This window comes from Parapedobacter sp., assembly GCF_053550995.1.
This window is the reverse complement of record NZ_JBMQOC010000086.1, coordinates 22,975-39,017: the sequence shown is the minus strand read 5'-3', so window position 1 is coordinate 39,017 and position 16,043 is coordinate 22,975. Positions and strand designations below refer to the sequence as shown.

The 16,043-nt window shown below is 47.3% G+C and carries 10 protein-coding genes; 6 read left to right on the top strand and 4 right to left on the bottom strand.

Annotated features, from left to right (window positions below):
• Positions 1–14 precede the first annotated feature (14 nt).
• The 4 genes from ACO1NT_RS12020 to ACO1NT_RS12005 form a co-directional block, all read right to left on the bottom strand.
• Positions 15–1,925 carry a RagB/SusD family nutrient uptake outer membrane protein gene (locus ACO1NT_RS12020; RefSeq protein WP_449048874.1) on the bottom strand — a complete coding sequence of 637 codons (1,911 nt, stop codon included), beginning with the start codon at positions 1,923–1,925 and terminating at the stop codon, positions 15–17.
• Between the two features lie 14 nt (positions 1,926–1,939).
• Positions 1,940–5,347, bottom strand: a complete 3,408-nt coding sequence (locus ACO1NT_RS12015) for a TonB-dependent receptor (RefSeq protein WP_449048873.1) — start codon at positions 5,345–5,347, stop codon at positions 1,940–1,942.
• A 247-nt stretch (positions 5,348–5,594) separates the two neighbouring features.
• Positions 5,595–6,725 carry a FecR family protein gene (locus ACO1NT_RS12010; protein WP_449048872.1) on the bottom strand — a complete coding sequence of 377 codons (1,131 nt, stop codon included), beginning with the start codon at positions 6,723–6,725 and terminating at the stop codon, positions 5,595–5,597.
• A gap of 75 nt (positions 6,726–6,800) precedes the next feature.
• Positions 6,801–7,388: an RNA polymerase sigma factor gene (locus tag ACO1NT_RS12005; RefSeq protein ID WP_449048871.1), complete on the bottom strand. Its 588-nt coding sequence runs from the start codon at positions 7,386–7,388 to the stop codon at positions 6,801–6,803.
• 325 nt (positions 7,389–7,713) lie between these two features.
• On the opposite strand from ACO1NT_RS12005, the gene ACO1NT_RS12000 reads away from it, so the two are divergent.
• From ACO1NT_RS12000 to ACO1NT_RS11975, 6 genes are all read left to right on the top strand, one after another.
• Entirely contained in the window at positions 7,714–8,817 is a 1,104-nt protein-coding gene (locus tag ACO1NT_RS12000; RefSeq protein WP_449048870.1) for a PKD domain-containing protein, read from the top strand.
• A gap of 27 nt (positions 8,818–8,844) precedes the next feature.
• Positions 8,845–9,675 carry a helix-turn-helix domain-containing protein gene (locus tag ACO1NT_RS11995; RefSeq protein WP_449048869.1) on the top strand — a complete coding sequence of 277 codons (831 nt, stop codon included), beginning with the start codon at positions 8,845–8,847 and terminating at the stop codon, positions 9,673–9,675.
• Positions 9,676–9,744: 69 nt separating this feature from the next.
• Positions 9,745–10,317 (top strand): DUF417 family protein, encoded by a 573-nt coding sequence (locus ACO1NT_RS11990; protein ID WP_449048868.1) that lies wholly within the window; start codon positions 9,745–9,747, stop codon positions 10,315–10,317.
• Between the two features lie 188 nt (positions 10,318–10,505).
• Positions 10,506–11,078: an RNA polymerase sigma factor gene (locus ACO1NT_RS11985; RefSeq protein ID WP_449048867.1), complete on the top strand. Its 573-nt coding sequence runs from the start codon at positions 10,506–10,508 to the stop codon at positions 11,076–11,078.
• Between the two features lie 42 nt (positions 11,079–11,120).
• Positions 11,121–12,260, top strand: coding sequence for a FecR family protein (locus tag ACO1NT_RS11980; protein WP_449048866.1), 1,140 nt, complete (start codon positions 11,121–11,123; stop codon positions 12,258–12,260).
• A gap of 385 nt (positions 12,261–12,645) precedes the next feature.
• Positions 12,646–15,978, top strand: a complete 3,333-nt coding sequence (locus ACO1NT_RS11975; protein ID WP_449048865.1) for a SusC/RagA family TonB-linked outer membrane protein — start codon at positions 12,646–12,648, stop codon at positions 15,976–15,978.
• Positions 15,979–16,043 lie beyond the last annotated feature (65 nt).

Below are 16,043 nucleotides of genomic sequence, written 5' to 3'. Positions count from 1 at the left end.
TATTGACAAACAGCCTACCACCCCGGATTCTGCTGCAAATTCGGGTTTTGAATAATGGTGGTCATCCATAACGGCCACAGATAATCCTTAGTGGTATAATTCCTATTGTTGAAATAGGTTACAACCTGGTAGTAGTCTTCTGCCTTCACTCCTTGGTGATCCCAGCCCTGAACAGGCTGATTCATGTACCGCATCGCGTCTTTCCAGCGACGTAAATCAAACATACGTTGTCCTTCGAACGCCAACTCAATCAGCCGCTCGCGTTTGATTATCTCCCGCATTCCCTCCTTGGTCGTGGGTTTCCCGGGAATAGTACCGTACTGGGCCCACGACGCAACTACTCCCTCGAGTCCGGCCCGGAAACGAACGCTATCAACCCATTGATAAACTTCGTTATCTGGACTCGCTTTCACTTCATTCGCCGCTTCCGCGCGCAGCAGGTAAAGATCGCTCAGCCGGATAAGCGGTATCGAAAACCGATAAGGCCCCGGCGAGGCGGTGGTGGTGGCCGACCGGAAACTAACCAACTTTTTGATAAAATATCCCGTTTTAATATGCGCATCGTTGAATACCACGCCATGTGGGTCACCACTACGGTTCTTGATTACAATCGTTTCATCCTCATCTTGGGCCAATGCTTCATAAAAACTGCGATCAAAAGCCAGATGGGCATAGAACCTGGGTTCCCTGTAATAATTAAGGTTTGCCGTCGTCTCGCCTTTACTGATGTAATATCGATGGAAGTCCCCGGTATCTCTCCTCATCTCGTATCGTTCGCCATAGTTCCAGAAACGATCCTCATCAATGGGCACACCATGCTGGGAATAATATTGCTCCGCTATTTTCAGGGTCGCGCTGAGTTCGGATGTACCCCCATAATTATCGAAGAACTTCGGGATGCAATAATTCTGGAACTGGTTGGTGTTGTTATACGCCGGATGCGCCCAGATGATTTCCGGATTGTCAATCGGTCTTTCCGAAACGGCGCCCCTTAATGTATATTTTAAGAGCGTTGTATCAGACATTGCTTCGAAACCCCGCTGAAACTTGAAAAGTGAGTGGCCGTTTTGATGGCTGATCTCAATGGCCTCATCGATGGCTTCCAGCGCCCGTTGCCATTTGGCTGGATCTGCCTGCGAGGGTATGAGCTGTATATTCCGTTTATCTTTGAAGTTTGCATAATCGGGGTTTCCGTTGAGGAGCGGACTGGCAACCCATACCAGGGCTTTAGCTTTCACCGCTGCTGCAATGGGCTTGGTAATCCTTCCCATCTCGGTGGTCGTTTCCTCAATTTTGTCTGGAAGGTTTTCCATCGATTCGTCTAATAACCGAACAACATAGTTGACAACGGAATCTACCGGTTCACGATGCACCCTAACCTCTTCCGGGTTTGCGTTTACCGGTTGGTTTACATCAATAATAGGAATCGGCCCATAGAGTTGTAATAGGAAATAATGTAAATAGGCCTTGATGAACTTTACCTCTGAAATCCAGCGAACCCGTTCCCATGCTTGCAAATCAGGCACCTTATCGATGTTTTCCAAGAAGATATTGCAATCTCGAATACCCACCCACAGGTTCCGTCCGTCGCGCCTGCCGTCCCAATAATTTTGGAATGGATCGGATGCATTTTGGTCATTCGTGGCTATTCTCGATCCACTCCTATTATTCAACCCGCCAACATTCGTGTCCCACCATATCTCATCGAAGCCCACATTTCCCGGATAGACAAAGGGGTCGTTCTGATTTGGAATCATATTATAACAAGAGAAGAGGAATTTCTCGGAATTAATCCGATTTGAAAAAGCATTGTCCAAGGTGGCCACACCATCGGGAACAACATTCAGGTACTCAGAACAGTTGCTCAAGCTGAATAAGCTGAGCACCATGACGAGTTGTTTAGCTATTTTGATTAGATCTTTCATGATGTTTCGTTGTTCTAAAATTCTATATTCACCCCCATGTTGATAACCCGCTGCAACGGATAGTTGAACGCGTTGCCAGCTTGTTCAGGATCCCATAATTTGAACGTGCGCAATTGGAACAGGTTACTGCCTGAAGCGTACACGCGTACCCCCTTCACCCCAAAACGATCTAAATAATGCGCAGGTAATGTATAGCCCATCTCCGCCGTCTTCAGCCGCAAAAATGAGCCGTTCCGCATCCACCAAGTGCTAGTTACGTTATTGTTGCTGATCGCTCGTTCGGATAATCGCGGCCAGAATGCATAGATGTCTCGATTGTCTTCCGACCAATGATCGTCTGCAATAGCTTGCAGTAACGACCGATTGTTTGTACTTGTTGTGATATTGGTACTTCCGGCCACGAATGGTGCAACGGCACCGGGGTCTATCCAGAAGGACGAGCGGTCAGAGCCCTGAAAGAAAACAGAAAGGTCAAAGTTTTTGTAACCCATTGACACCCCGAATCCATAGATGATTTCCGGTGTGGTAGGGTAGCCAATCGGCACCTGATCACTTTCATCTATCCGGCCATCCCTATTGATATCCTTGTATTTTATATCTCCTGCACCGTATTCACCGAATGCCTGGAGTGGCGAGTTTTTCACCTCTTCATCATCCAGGAAAAGCCGTTCGGCGATATACCCCCATCGCTGGGAAATTTTCTGGCCCTCGCGCGATCTCCACGGCGTAGCGGAATAATCGGGTTCTTCGTAGATTTCAAATCTGCTGGAAGCATAGGAAAAGTTGCCTCTCACCATCGCCCAAAATCCCGAGGCAAAAGACTTACTATAGTCGACCGAGATTTCACCCCCTTGGCCGCTTGCTTTCCCGATATTAGCTTTCGGCGTGGCTTGGAGCCCCATGGTAGTGGGAATATCGGCCCGGGTTTGGAGAATATTGCTTCGTTGCTCCTTAAAGTAATCCACCTGTATCTCCAAATCATTCCATAGGTTCAATTCTAGGCCGAAATTGCTCTTATGGCTAATTTCCCAAGTAATATAGGGGTCCTCATACCGCGAGATGGAAATCCCGCTGCGACCATAACCATAGGTGTCTCCAAAGCTGATACCCCTGCCCCCATCATTCATATTCACGTTGGACAAGTAGTAAAAGCGATCTTCCGTCAATCCGATTTCATCATTCCCAACCAGCCCATAGGTAGCCCTCAGCTTTAATTTAGAAATAACATCACTGTACTTCTCCATGAAAGGCTCGTTAGAGATGATCCAGCCCACTCCCGCTGACGGGAAAAAGCCCCACCGTTCATTGCTCGAGAAGCGTTCCGACCCATTGTACCCAAAATTAGCTTCCAAGAAATATCGGTTGTCATAACTATAGGTAGCTCTACCGGCGAGGCCCAAATTCCGTTGGGGCAGGGACAATTGCAATGTATTGTAGGTATTGTTTTTCCGTTCGCGTAGCGTACCAACCAGCAACCCTGAGACCGAATGTTTCTCGGCAATACTGGTCTGGTATTGCAACGCTCCCTCCGCATACATGGTGTTTTCCATCTTACGGTCGCCGGGTACATAGTCGAGGTAGTCGGTACCCCCATCGGGGTTGAGCGCAATAAGGTGGTAATCGTCTAAACCCGCTATCTGCGGCGATAGCGCATAGAAGAACGGACTATATTGCCGCCGCACTTCCAATTGTGCAAAGCGGTTCACGTTAAACAGCCCCCGCGCGGAAAGCCCCTTCGTAATGAAATCCAATTTTTGCTTTAACTCGAATTGGACATACATCGAGGAGCGGTCATTTGACTTATATCCTTTGAGCATCTCGGCATAGGGGTTTAAATAATCGCCCGATGCCGTATTGCCATACAGGATATGCTTCGCGAAAATCGTCGATTCGTCGGGTTCGTAGTACGGCAAAAAGTAAACCGGGTTGGCCAGTACGGCTTTATTATATAGGTCTGTGCCACCAAACAGCGGTCCCTGGTAATCATCAAACACACCATTCAAGCGGACGATGGCCTCTGTCGTTTTCGTCAAATTAATATTTACATTGGACCTGAGTGAATACCTATTGATATCAATGTTATTGTTGAAATTTTGTCGGTCGTCCACGTTTAGAATCCCTTGGTCTTTTGTGTAAGCCGCCGCGACATAATACCGTGCAATATTTCCGCCTCCACTGATGTTTAGGTTGTATCGTTGATTAAATGTGTTCTTATCAAATAATAAATCCTGCCAATCAACTGCGGGATAATACAAAGGATCAATTCCCCGTTCCGTATAATTCACCTTCTTTTCATCATAGGGCAAACGCGTGCCAGGCGTCCTGGTTCGCACCGCTTCGTTGTGTAGCTTCATAAACGTTACCGGGTCAGCGAACTGCACATTTTCGGTGGGCGCTGAAAGCGATCCTTCAGCCCTGAATTGCACCTTCACCTCCCCTGTTCGGCCTTCTTTCGTTGTTACCAAAATTACGCCATTGGCCCCTCTTGCGCCGTATAATGCCGTTGCATTGGCATCTTTCATAATCGAAAAACTGGCGATATCGTCCACGGTCAGACGGGATAGGTCTTCCGTCGTCATTTCCACGTTATCTATTAACACCAGTGGGTCTACCTTTCCTGTTCCGAAAGTGGTGACGCCACGGATGAAAAACTGTGCATTGTCTTGCCCCGGTTCCCCGGTTCGTTGATAGGATATCATACCGGCAATACGTCCGGCAAATGAAGTAGTAAGGTTACTGGAAGGCACCCTTAAATCCGAGGGATTCACCGTGGTAATCGACGCAATTACACTCTCCTTTTTTTGTGTCCCAAATGCCACCACCACGACTTCGTCTACTTGCTGGGATGCTTCCTTGAGGATAACGTCTGGCATGCGATCATTACTGCCCACGGGCACTTCCTGATTTTCATATCCAATCATGGAGAATACCAAGGTTACGCCATTGGGCACATCCAACGAGTACCTGCCATTCTGGTCGGTACTGATTCCTATGGCAGATTGGTCCTTCACCACGACGGACACACCCGGAAGAGGCGCTCCCGCTTCATCAACAACTCGGCCCGATACCACCCGGTTCTGCGGAACTGTTATCGGAAGCAGTTCGACCTTGGGCAACGCGTTTTTAAAAGCACGCCCACTGATTGCTATCGTTTTATCTTTTACTTCATAAATCAATCCCCGCGGCGATAGCATTTTGTCCAACACTACTTCGAGTGGTCGGTCTTTCACATCAAGTGAAACGAGCATGTCTTTCTTTACATATTGGTCGTTATAGATTACCAAGTAATCCGTTTGCAACTCGATGGCTTCAAGGACCTTGATAATCGATTGCTGTTTGACTTTCAACGTGACCGTCTGAGACAACGATGCCGCACTTAGGTGCAAGCATGCAAATGCTAACAACAACGATGTCAATCTCATAATTCGGAGTATTTGGCGAATGCCATTGGGCCCTTTTGCCTTACCCAATGGATAAAATACATAATTTATCATTACGTTTGTACGTTTAGATAGCTTTAAATGGTTTTTCTTTCGATTTTAAACTGTTGCTGTTTGAACAATTAGGGGAGTGTTGGTAGCACTTCCCTTTCTTTTTCGTGATTTGTCATTTTTCCTTCATCATCTCAAATTAATAGTTAACAATTGGTTACACCATGTTGGAAAGCCGTTATCGGACAATCAATGTCCGGTCTTCCAACCGTATTTTTGCCTTCGCAGAAACATCCAGCAAATCCAACGCTGTCATCAGCGACAGTTCCCGCCTCATCTTTCCACTGAATGTCTCTTTGGGAACCGCGCCCTCGTAGATTACCTTCACATCGTACCAGCGGGCAATCTCGCGGATCAGCTCGTCGAAGGGTGTATGTTTAAAATAAAAAAGGCCGTCTTTCCACGCCGTATATTTGTAAACATCTACCATTACCACATCGAATGCGGTTCCGTTTACAATAGCCTGCTCTCCGGGCGAAATGGAACGCTTGAGGCCGGACGATGGGTTGGTCACCGCGACGGATCCTTCTACCAGTGTCGTCTTTTTTGGCTCCGCATGGTAAGCTGAAACATTGAACTCGGTACCTAATACCTCTACGGTTTGCCCATCAACCACTACCCGGAATGGCCAAGGGTGCCCTTCCTTTTTAGTGACGGAAAAATAGGCCTCACCCTCCAGTTCAACTACCCGTTCATCGCTATCAAAACGCGATGGATATCTCAGTCTAGACTCCGAATTGAGCCATACGCGGGTCCCGTCTGCCAATGTAACCTGATAGGTACCCCCTCTCGGTACCGACAGCTCCAACGGAACGGCTTCGTCCATTTTCAAACCCAATAGTTGCTCTGACCCGTCCTCATACAATATGTGCTCTTGCCCAATCACAATGCCCGACTGTGCTTCACTAAGATTAATCTGGCGTCCGTCTGCCAAAGTAAGCTTGGCCCGGTTACCCCCAGATGCCACATCGGCAGATTCCATCGCTACCACTTCAGTTTTCTGATCGGCACTATTGGTATAGAAAATCCATATTATCGAAAGCGGAAGGATGGCCAGTGCAGCCGCATAGGGAAACCAGCGCCATGTCCGGCCTTGTGGGATTCCCCCCTCGTTGGCGAGCCCCGCTCTACGACGAACGTTTTCAAATATCGCATCGCTATCCAGCAAAAACCGTAAATCATCCTCTTTAAGTGGTTGTTTTCGTCCCTGTTGGTAATACCAGTTCTCCAACAACGCGCGCTCCCGCTCAGTCGCTTCGCCCTGCAGATACCTACGGATAATTTGCCTTATGGTTTTCTCAGTTATCACTGTTCATTATCGGTTATATATAGTATAACCGGTAACAACAGCGTTGGGGGTATAGGAATTTAAACTTTTAAAAATTTAGCCAAAAAACAATAATGCCAATATCCCCCCTAAGTTTTGGAACTTTGGTCTGATAATCTTCAATGCATTCTGTACTTGCTTCTTCACCGTCTGTTCGGAAAGCCCAAGCATTTCGGCAATTTGCCGATGCGAATGACCTTCCTTTCGGCTCAATGTAAAAATCTCGCGCATACGCGGGGGAAGTTGATTAATCTCTTGTTCAATGCGAATGGCGATTTCCTTTTCCTCCAATAGATCAACAGCATTCATATCGGCTTGCTCCATAAACTGGGCAATCGAATTGATGTAGTCTCTGCGCACTTGTTGCTTGGCAATCAGATTAAACACCCTGTTTCGTCCCTGCACATACAAAAAAGCCCCCATATTCGTGTCTTCAGCCAATTGCTCGCGCTTAAGCCAAAGGGTACTGAATATCTCCTGTATAATGTCTCGGCTCTCATCATCATCCCGAAGGATACGGTATACCTGTTGATATACGGTAGCCCAGTGCCGTTGATATAAAACGCTAAACGCTTCTTCCTGCCCTTTTCTAAGCAAGTTTACCAGTTCGGGATCAGATAAGTTTTTATAGCTGGTAGCCTCCATCCGTGTTAACTATTATCGTGTCCAAATACACTGTTGAGCAAAATTCCTAAACACTCCCCCACACCGGCAGTGCAGTTATTCGCGATGATTTGACATCCTATTGATCTGTTTGACTTGGATCGTGTTACGAGTAAGTAAGGTCAGCAACGACATGTGCTCGAAACCTCCAACTGGTTTTAATTAGCAAGTCACCACAATAATATCAATTTTATTACATTACGGCAACCCGCGCCATACTGATTTTCAAAACCAGCATGGTACAGGTTGCTTGTTTATATCAATAGGATAACTTTACCTATCGATTGGTTTTGATAACACCAGCAATATGAAAAGGATCCGCATCTCCGTCTGCATTTATCATCGTATTTTATTACTTATCTGTGCCAGCATCGCTACTACTGAAGCGGTCTGGGCACAGCGTCCCAAGGCCTTCGGCATCTACCAATTCCCCTCGCAGCACATCCCTTCGATTGATGGCGATGCGGCCGATTGGCGGCTTATACCCGATAGCCTCGCGATTGGCATATCAGCATTGGTCAACGTAAACGACCCCGAAGGGGGTGTTGATACGGCGAACATGGATGCGGAAGTAAAAGTAGCGTGGGTCAAAGGGCTCAACCGGTTGTATTTCCTTTATGAAGCTTACGATGATTATTGGAATTTCGCACATGCCAGCCTTGCAAGCGACATTTTTGAACTGGTTATTGACGGTGACCGGTCGGGCGGTCCATTTATCGACCGTTTTCACCCCGATACGACCATGAGCCTCATGGAAGCGTATTTCACGTTTCACGGAGTACATGCCCAAAACTACCACATCTTCACCCCTCCCGGCGACAAAGACTGGGCCATGCTGTGGGGGCCACAGACGTGGCTAAAATCTTTGCCTTATGCCCAATCGGCATATACCTATCATTTTGAGTCCGGCGGGCGCGGGCGTCTTACCTTAGAGTTTTACATCACACCGTTCGATTTTGCAAGTGCGGACGGGCCGAAATACTCGGTCCCCTCGAAATTGGAGGAAAACAAAACCATTGGCCTAGGTTGGGGGGTGATTGATTACGACAATAAGCCCGGTGCCCTCCCCGGATTCTGGATTTTGGGGACCGACCGTACGATGTATGGCAACGCATCTCATCTCATCCCGTTTACGTTGCTTCCATTAACACCCAATTGGCTACCAGACCTTCAAAGTGAGTGGAGTTTCCACATCGATCCGAACGATGGGCGAACGGTAACTTTCCACGATGAATCCATCGGCGAAGCAACAACATGGTACTGGGATTTCGGTGATGGTAGCCATTCAACGGAACAACACCCCCTGCACCGGTACGGAGCACCGGGCCTCTATGTTGTGAGCCTCCGCGTGAGCGACGGGATCAAAGAATCTACCCGAACAAGAATCTGGGACGTCGCCATCAGGCAATAGTTGGGACTTTTATGCTATTTTTGGAATATGTTGTTCCATATTGACACAATAGGTTTACAGGCACATCCGCATCCGGAAGACAGCTCATGGTATCAAATCATCTTGCTTTCATCCCCAGTCGAGTTCGTTGTGGACTTCACGGCGCATAAGAGTGAATCGACTGCCCTATTGTTCCTCAGCCCTTACCAACACCTGTCGTGGAAATCTGCCTCCGAGCCGTCTGCCAAACGGGTATTGTTCCATGGCGACTTTTATTGCATCGAATTCCACAAGGAGGAAGTAGCCTGCAATGGGCTACTCTTCAACAACATTTACCTGCAACCCGTCGTCCCTATCGACGAACGTGTTTATCAGGAAATCGAACTTATCGTCCACAAAATGCATGTGGAAGGCTCGACGGGTACCGCGTTTTCCGACTCCGTTATCAAAGCATACCTGCAACTTATTCTGGCACTGGCTAGTAAAGCGAAAAAACAATTAATCGATTCAAGGGCGGTGGCCAACACGAGGCAAAGGGCGGTGGGCACGCTATTTCAACAACTGCTTGAAGACCATTTTATGTCAGAGCACGCTATCCATTTCTATGCGGAAAAGCTAAACCTTAGCCCAAATGCCTTCGGCAAGAAAATAAAACAACAACTTGGCAAAGTACCTTCTTCCTTTATCCAAGAGCGCATCATACTGGAATCAAAAAAGCTGCTGCATCTTACATACCTCTCCATTAAAGAAATCGCTACCAAGTTGGGGTTCGGCGATGAACATTATTTCAGCAGGTATTTTAAGAAATACGTTGGCGTTTCACCTTCCAAATTCAGGGAGCAGGTTGGCATTTCGATCGTTGCGCAAAAAAGTCCATGACTCATCCGCATTTGTCCATGTGATGCAGCGCTGAGACGCCCTATTTTTGTCGCTTAAAGATAGCACATCATGGGCAACCTCATCGATATTTTAGCACGCAGCCAACGGGCCTTCATCCATTTCGCACGAATCGCCATCTTTATTGTCATGGCCTGGATCGGCGGGCTAAAGGCCTTTCAGTACGAAGCGGATGGCATCGTGCCTTTTGTAGCAAATAGCCCTTTGATGAGCTTCTTTTATAACCAGGAGACCCCAGAATACCAGCAATATAAAAATCCGGAGGGCAAGACCGTCACCGAGCATATCCAATGGCACCGGTCGAATAATACGTACCTATTTTCTTACTACTTGGGTGCGGTTATTGTTATTATCGGCCTATTGACCTTAGCTGGTATCTGGTCGCCAAAACTAGGTGTTATCGGTGGCTTACTGACCTTTTTGATGTCTCTGGTTACACTTTCTTTCCTAATTACCACACCCGAAGTGTATGTGCCCAACTTGGGGGGTGATTTCCCCACCCCACGGCACGGATTCCCATACCTTTCGGGTGCCGGCAGGCTGGTATTGAAAGATGTGATTATGATGGCTGCCGGATTGCTCGTTGCCTCAGAGGCGGCCCAGCGGTTGAAGAAAACAGACTAAAATGCCCGTTCCTAATCCGGAATAAGAAACTACCTGCATTCGGCTGTTACTTTTAAATTAAATTTTCGATATTTACAAAGGAATTGCTGTAACCAATTAACTTAAGATACCTCGGTATCCGATTAACAAAAACTTAATTTGGCTTGCGCGCCCCGTTGGGTTACATTTGAACCACCCAATCAACGTCGATGTCGAAATGCGGTTTAAATACTATTAAAGATTTTCGCAAGGGAGATCCCGCTGCATTGGAGGCTTATTTTAATAAATATAAAAGGCGGCTGCATTACTTTGCGACATCATTCCTTCTTAAGCATAACGAAGAGCAGGTTGAGGAGATCGTACTAGACAGTTTCGTGAAGTTGTGGCAGCGGCGCGCTCGTTTCGAAAGTGAAGAAAAAATCAAAGCCTATTTGTATATCGTCACCAAAAATGCCTGCCTATCCTTCATGAACTCTGCCCATGCCAAACAACGTTTTGATGCAGAAATCTCGGCGGATTTACTTATCGAAGAGCCCGAGAGCCACGCCAAACTGATAAAGGCCGAATTATTTGAAATGATTTCAAAAGAAATCCATAAACTACCGAAAACCCAGCAAAAAGTAATTCAGTTAAGCCACTACGAAGGTAAGAACCCGTCAGAGATTTCGGAAGCACTCCATATGTCTAAGAATACGGTTTACGTAAATTATTCCCGCGCTATCACTACGCTTAGAAAGGCGTTCAACAAACGCAAGGATTGGTTATATAATTTTTTTCTGTAAGGTTTTCCGCCCGGTTTAGTTTCTATAAGTAACTGGATAGGAATGGACCGAACAACGCATATACTGCATCTGCTCAACAAGTATCGTCAGCATGCTCTTTCCATCGATGAACTCCGCATATTGCAACAATGGGCGAGTACCCATCCGGCTTATCGCAAACTTTTAGACGACTTCGCACCAGACCGTAACGGCCGCTATGGCATAGCGGACCCGATCTGGGTCGATTATGCGGCATCAGGGCGTTCCTTATCCTTTGAAGATCTATTAGATCGGATAGCGCTTAACAAACGCAATCGTCGAAAAAAATCTATTGCTTGGCTATCTGCCGCGGCATCCATCATCATGGTCGGTCTTTGCAGCTTATATTTCTTTCAGCAACAAACCAATGATGATAAGATAGCCGTGGTACCCGGCTCGAAGCAAGCGGTCATATTAACCGATAACGGGGGCCGGCAGGAGGTTACGGAGGAACGCGGGCTGGTTGTCACAAACGAAGGCATGTTTTATGCCGACGGCCAAGCGGTTGACGGGGACCTCTTTTTGGAAACACAGCACCTTAATTTAGTGGTACCCAAAGGTGGCGAATATCAAATCACCCTATCTGACGGAACCCGCGTATGGCTCAACTCCAATTCCACCTTGAAATTTCCCCAGGAATTTTCACCAGAAGAGCGCTTAGTAGAAATCAGTGGTGAGGCGTATTTTGAGGTATCGCACGATTCGCAAAGGCCTTTCATCGTGAAGAGCAATTACCAGGAAATTACCGTCCTTGGCACCACCTTCAATATCAAAGCCTATTCGGAAGACGGATTAAACACCACCACGCTCATCGAAGGTTCTGTTCGGGTACGCGGCAATGACAGCCGTGATCAACTCCAGCTTCTTCCCGGAGAAGCTGCCATTGCAGGCAAAAGCCGGCAGCTGAAAATCCAAACGGGCGATGTAGAACAAGCTATTTCATGGAAAAAAGGTGAATTCAACTTCAATCGAACCCCCTTTGAGGAGGTGGCGAAACAAATTGCCCGATGGTATAACCTGGAATTGGAGTACAGAGGCCAAATTCCTCAAGAGTACTTTACGGGCCAATTGAGCCGGGCGGTGGACTTTGATATTGTCCTTGCATTTTTAAAAGATTCAGGAATCAACCTGGAACTGGTTGCTAATAAATTAATAATCCAATAAACTAAATGAATGATGAAAAAAGATGGCCAATAAGGTAACGTAAATTATGGAGAAGTGTTTGCCGCACTCCCCCATAAAAATGTTCAGATCAGATCTGTTAACCAGGAATAACTAACAAATTAACTCACCAGAACACTACAAACTTAGGTAAACTAAAAAGGATATACAATTTTTGGTACCAAGTAACGGAGGTAGCGTTCTATTTCCATGTATAACCATGCAAAACGATTTGACTTCTTTAAAAAAACGAAAGAAGATTCACCTGTCATTACGACAAATAGCTTTGAGGATGAAGATACTGTCCTTTTTATTAGTTGTGTGCACACTTCATATAAGTGCAAAGGGTTTGTCACAAACGGTAACGATTCACACCACCAATGAGCGTATGGCTATCGTTCTTCAGCTGGTAAAAAAGCAAACCGGCTATAACTTCCTCTACAACAACAAAGTACTGGAAGCGCTACCACCGGTGACGATTTCAGCTGATGAAATGCCCCTGGCTAACTTCCTTGATTTGTTGTTGACCAGCAAAAGCCTGACATACACCCTTTCTGGCAAAAACATACTGATATCAAAGGATCGGACCCAACCAAACGAACAACCCGCCAAAAGAAAAATAGAACCCCTTCGTTTCGAAAAAGCGCAGCAGCCTATAACCGGTCAAGTGAAAGATTCCTTAGGCACATCGCTGGCAGGTGTCAGTATCTCTGTAAAAAATTCACAGCTAGAGACGATAACAGACAACCAAGGCCGCTTTAGTATCCATGTATCGCCCGAAGATGTGTTGGTATTCAAATATGTTGGTTATGCTACCAAGGAAGTCCCCGTTGGCAGTAAACAGCACATCAATGTTTCGCTCCAACAGACAGTGGCCGATATCGACGAAGTCATCGTGACCGCACTGGGTATTAAACGGGAGGAAAAAGCCTTGGGGTATGCGCAACAGACACTCAACGCCGAACAATTGTCATCTGCCGCATCCGGCAACTGGTCAGAGGGCCTTAAAGGCAAAGTGGCGGGGTTAAACATCATATCCGGTGGCACAGGCCCTATTAATTCACAAAGTATTCAGCTTAGAGGTGCCACTTCACTCGATCCAGGAAGCAATTATGCACTTATTGTGATAGATGGAGTCCCCATGGACCAAGAGACCACGGCTTACGGTAATAATGTCGGTGCAGCCTATGGCACAGAGGCTCCTGTAGATTATGGAAACGCCGTGTCCGAATTGCGCCAGGAAGACATCGCCAGCGTAACGGTATTGAAAGGCCCATCCGCAGCTGCGCTTTACGGTTCGAGAGCGGCCAATGGCGCACTCATCATCACGACCAAATCCGGACAAAAAAATCAAAAGTTAGGGGTTACCGTCTACTCATCGATGTTGTTAGACGATATCATCAACTGGCCCAACTACCAATATGAATATGGGGCGGGGGGTACAAGCCGCAAGGATGCAAACGGTAATCCATATTATTCCTTCGGCGATTCGGAGGACGGACCGAGCACCAATACCCCCGAGGCCTATGGGCCCAAATTCGAAGGGCAATATTACTATCAGTATGACCCCACCACGCAGGAACAAGGAGCCGAACGAACCTTATGGCGTCCTTACAAAAACAATATGAAGGATTTCTTCCGCCTAGGCTCAACCTTCGAAAATGCCGTCTCTTTCCAGGGCGGTGATGATAAGGGGTCGATGCGTTTAAATATCTCACATACGGACAACAATTATATCGCACCCAATACCGGTTTCAAGAAGAACACGATTTCCTTCAATGGCAACTACCAAGTTACCCAACGCGTTAAGCTCACCACATCGCTCAACTACAATAACCGGACGAGCGAAAACTTGCCTGCATTTGGTATCAGTAACGGATCGCTAGGCTATTTCATGATGTTCCTTATGCCCAGCGTGGATATTGATTGGTATAAACCAATATGGCAAAAGGGAAAAGAAAACCTCGAACAATTAAATCCATTTTCTGCCTGGTCCAGCAATCCATACTTCCTGATGTATGTCGATGAAAACCCGTTGACAAGCAACCAGCTTATAGGGAATGTAAAAACGGATATCAAGATTTCCGAGCACTGGGACGTCATGGGGAGGCTATCATTGAATTCATTGACCCAGCTCAGGGAGACACAACGTGGCTACTCCTCCAAGAAGCACCCTCGTGGTTACTATGGCCGCCAAGATGTGGCAAGCCAAGAAATTAATACGGATTTCCTGACCACCTATCAAAATAGCGTTGGGGATGCCTTCCACTACAGCGTGATGGCTGGTGGCAGCAGGATGTCTTACGATCGTAGGAATGTCATGTCATCGGTAGATGCGCTCATCGTCCCGTCGGTCTACAGCCTTGCCAACGGTGTGAACAACCCCTTGGTCACCACCCACGATGTGAGACGGCAGATCAACAGCCTATACGGTATGGCGTCGTTCTCGTGGCAGGATAAGATTTTCCTCGATTTGACGGGCCGCAACGACTGGTCAAGTACCTTGCCCGCCAGTAGCAACTCTTACTTTTATCCCTCGGTTACCTCAAGTTTTATTTTATCGGACTTGTTCGACCTACCGCAATCGATAAACTACCTTAAATACCGCGCCTCCTATGCACGGGTCGGAAGTGATGCCAACCCGTACCAAACCACCAAATATTACAGCCAAAGTGGCTTCCCTAGCTCGGCGGAAGTGCCGTCTACGATGTTTAACGCCAATTTAAAGCCCGAGATCACTTCCAGTTGGGAAACGGGCATTGACCTTAAGCTATTGGGCAGCCGGCTGGGCGTAGACGCCACCTACTATTCGTCAAGCACGAAAAACCAAATCCTGGCACTGCCGGCAGATATCGTGGCGGGCTACAGCAATCGTGTCATCAATGCGGGCGAGGTTCGCAACCGCGGTGTGGAATTGGTGGTAACAGGTACCCCTGTAAAAACCCCAGACTGGGATTGGACGGTAATCGGCAATTGGTCGACTAATGACAACGAGATCATGTCATTAACCGACAATCTCGAACAGCAGACATTAACGACCGTTTGGCAGGGCCGTTTAATTGCCACGGTAGGCGGTAGCACGTCTGATCTTTGGGGAACGAAATTCGTTCGTGATCCCGACGGTAACATCGTCTTCGCCAACGGTGTACCCACCCGCGGTAGCGTGCCCGAATACATCGGGAATACAGCTGCCGATTGGAAAGCCGGATTGACCAATACGGTGAAATATAAGAACCTACGTTTAAGTGTCACACTGGATGGGCAATATGGCGGCCTTATTTTCTCGGGCACATATAATCGTGCGTCATGGGCTGGGACCCTGACAAACACTATCCCCGGGCGAGACGAGGGATTTATCGTCGGTGACGGCGTCGTGAAAAACTCGGATGGCTCTTACGCCCCTAATACCGTCCAGGTGGATCCTCAAGCCTATTACGGCCAGGTTCACCAAACCGCAGAAGCAGGCGTGTTTTCTTCCGACTTCATCAAGCTTCGCGAAGTATCCTTGGGCTATCAGATACCCACCCGACATCTTGAGCGGTTTCGCGTTAGCGGACTATCCATCAGCCTATTCGGCAGGAATCTAGCGGTATTCGATAAATTCCCCATGTTCGACCCTGAAGCAGGGACGATGAATGGAACGGTGTTTATCCCCGGGCTTGAAATCACGCCCATGCCCTACACCGCCGTGTATGGATGCAATTTGAAAATAGATTTTTAATAGAACATCATAAAAAATCCTTCACAGCAACGACTTAACAACGGACCAGTACGCGTGCGAGAAGG

Bases quoted from the DNA above. Each gene is read 5' to 3' on its own strand.
- ACO1NT_RS12020 (WP_449048874.1), bottom strand. From the start codon at position 1,925: ATGAAAGATCTAATCAAAATAGCTAAACAACTCGTCATGGTGCTCAGC.
- ACO1NT_RS12015 (WP_449048873.1), bottom strand. From the start codon at position 5,347: ATGAGATTGACATCGTTGTTGTTAGCATTTGCATGCTTGCACCTAAGT.
- ACO1NT_RS12005 (WP_449048871.1), bottom strand. From the start codon at position 7,388: ATGGAGGCTACCAGCTATAAAAACTTATCTGATCCCGAACTGGTAAAC.
- ACO1NT_RS12000 (WP_449048870.1), top strand. From the start codon at position 7,714: ATGAAAAGGATCCGCATCTCCGTCTGCATTTATCATCGTATTTTATTA.
- ACO1NT_RS11995 (WP_449048869.1), top strand. From the start codon at position 8,845: ATGTTGTTCCATATTGACACAATAGGTTTACAGGCACATCCGCATCCG.
- ACO1NT_RS11990 (WP_449048868.1), top strand. From the start codon at position 9,745: ATGGGCAACCTCATCGATATTTTAGCACGCAGCCAACGGGCCTTCATC.
- ACO1NT_RS11985 (WP_449048867.1), top strand. From the start codon at position 10,506: ATGTCGAAATGCGGTTTAAATACTATTAAAGATTTTCGCAAGGGAGAT.
- ACO1NT_RS11980 (WP_449048866.1), top strand. From the start codon at position 11,121: ATGGACCGAACAACGCATATACTGCATCTGCTCAACAAGTATCGTCAG.
- ACO1NT_RS11975 (WP_449048865.1), top strand. From the start codon at position 12,646: ATGGCTATCGTTCTTCAGCTGGTAAAAAAGCAAACCGGCTATAACTTC.